This window comes from Bradyrhizobium sp. (assembly GCF_049798375.1).
Lineage (GTDB): Bacteria > Pseudomonadota > Alphaproteobacteria > Rhizobiales > Xanthobacteraceae > Bradyrhizobium.
This window is the reverse complement of the sequence record NZ_JBARGP010000496.1, coordinates 1-2395: the sequence shown is the minus strand read 5'-3', so window position 1 is coordinate 2395 and position 2395 is coordinate 1. Positions and strand designations below refer to the sequence as shown.

At 62.4% G+C, this 2395-nt stretch carries 1 protein-coding gene and 1 pseudogene; one reads left to right on the top strand and one right to left on the bottom strand.

The genetic code is table 11. The features are described from left to right. Nucleotides 1-674 precede the first annotated feature (674 nt). Complete coding sequence (gene ctrA, locus WA702_RS20225) at nucleotides 675-1376, bottom strand: response regulator transcription factor CtrA (protein ID WP_425112319.1); 702 nt, start codon at nucleotides 1374-1376, stop codon at nucleotides 675-677. A 372-nt stretch (nucleotides 1377-1748) separates the two neighbouring features. Between ctrA and fliI the strand changes: the two are divergent. Further along, nucleotides 1749-2395 (top strand): annotated as a pseudogene (gene fliI / locus WA702_RS20220) (flagellum-specific ATP synthase FliI); the annotation flags it as partial.

Below are 2395 nucleotides of genomic sequence, written 5' to 3'. Positions count from 1 at the left end.
GCGGATGATGGGGGCAAGACAGCCGGTCCCCAGGGAGATCGCGTATAAGCCGCCAAACCATCGCGCGGGGAAGGCCGGGCGTTTTCGGCCAAACCTGTGGTGACGACCGCGTGCTTTTTTGCACGCAGACCACGGGCGCGGCCAGCGCCCGGCCTTCCCTGCGCCCTTGTTCGATGGGGCGATGGATTTCCTGGACAGACTCGGGCGTGATGCGCCGCGAGAGCGAGAAGCTGTGTTTGGACCGATCGTTCGACAAACCCGTGGTCATTCCGGGGCGCGCGCAGCGCGAGCCTGGATCCATACTCCCGATCGTGGTTATGGGTTCCGGGCTCAGCCGCGGTCGCGGCTGCCCGGAGTGACGGGGGAAGGACGAGTAGATGGCGGAAGTGGGCAAAGCGGCTTGTCCGTCGAAGCCCGCAGGGCGAAGGCGGAAGCGTGCCCACCGGTGACTTGCGAGCCAGCTCATGGTGGGCACGGCGCGTCTGCATTCGTCAATGCGGAGATTCCGTGAGCACGCCTTTGCCCACCCTACGGCACCGCGCCCTTGGCTTGCTTGTTGCGCCGTCTCCACAAACAAAAACCCCGCCATTTGCGGCGGGGGTTCAGTCTGGGAGGAGCAAGCCGTGGAACCGGGTTTGAAGGCCCGGCCTGGGCTCGCGCGAGAAACCAGGGAATCAGGCGGGGATGCGCTCGTCGATGTCGTGCGGCTCGCGCAGCACGTAGCCGCGGCCCCAGACGGTCTCGATGAAGTTGCGGCCCTCGGAGGCGTTGGCGAGCTTCTTGCGGAGCTTGCAGATGAAGACGTCGATAATCTTCAGTTCCGGTTCGTCCATGCCGCCGTAGAGATGGTTGAGGAACATCTCCTTGGTGAGGGTGGTGCCCTTGCGGAGCGAGAGCAGCTCCAGCATCTGGTATTCCTTGCCGGTCAGGTGCACGCGCTGGCCGCCGACTTCCACCGTCTTGGTGTCGAGGTTGACGACCAGGTCGCCGGTCTGGATCACCGACTGGGCGTGGCCCTTGGAACGGCGCACGATCGCATGAATGCGGGCGATCAGCTCGTCCTTGTGGAAGGGCTTTGTCATGTAGTCGTCGGCGCCGAAGCCGAGACCCTTGACCTTGTCCTCGGTGCCGGCGAGGCCCGACAGGATCAGGATCGGCGTCTTGATCTTCGAGACGCGCAGCTGCTTGAGCACGTCGTAACCCGACATGTCCGGCAGATTAAGGTCGAGAAGGATGATGTCGTAATCGTAGAGCTTGCCGAGGTCGACGCCTTCTTCCCCGAGGTCCGTCGTGTAGACGTTGAAGCTCTCAGACTTCAGCATCAGCTCGATGGACTGCGCGACGGCGCTGTCATCTTCAATCAGCAAAACGCGCATGCCAGTTCCCCAATAGTCGCCGCTCCGGGCGTCAGGTCGGCCGCACACACTGCGGCACTCAAAACGCCTTTGAACAACTGATTCGGATCCTGACAAAAGATGGTTAACAAAATCTGATTCATCTGCGCAAGCACTATCCGTGCATTTTTCATCGAATCGCGCTAAGACATTGCGACGAACCAGCTTTTCGAAACCGACCTCGTTCAAGCTCCATGTTAAGAGACGGACCTAACCGACTCTTGCGGCAAGCTGTTCTCGCGGACAGCAGCCGGGCGTCCTCAGTCACCCAAGACATGACGTAATGATTAAGGATGCGGGTAAACACCAAGTTAAGCGGAGCGGCTCGAGCCGCCCATATTTAAGGTTTTCGCAATGAAGGCGCTGGCCGAGCAGATCAACGACATCGATGGTGTCAATATCTATGGGCGCGTCGTTGGCGTGAAGGGATTGATGGTCGAGATTGCCGGCCCGATCCATGCGATGTCGGTCGGCGCCCGCATCGTGATCGAGACCGGAGGTAATCAGTTCATCCCCGCCGAGGTGATCGGCTTTTCCGGCAAGAATGCGGTGGTGATGCCGTTTGCGGGGTTGGATGGTGTCCGCCGCGGCTGCCGCGCCGTCATCGCCAATGCCGCCAATCAAGTGCGGCCGTCGCCGGCCTGGCTCGGCCGCGTCCTCAATGCGATGGGGGAGCCGATCGACGGCAAGGGGCCGATCGAGCAGGGCGCCTCGCCGATGCCCTACCGCAATACGCCGCCCCCGGCGCATTCCCGCAAGCGGGTCGGCGCCCCGATCGATCTCGGCGTGCGCTCGCTGAATACGTTTTTGACCTGCTGTCGCGGCCAACGGATGGGCATCTTTGCCGGCTCCGGCGTCGGCAAGTCGGTGCTGCTGTCGATGCTGGCGCGCAATGCCGATGCCGATATCTCGGTGATCGGCCTGATCGGCGAGCGCGGCCGCGAGGTGCAGGAATTTTTGCAGGACGATCTCGGCGAGGAGGGGCTCGCCCGCTCGGTGGT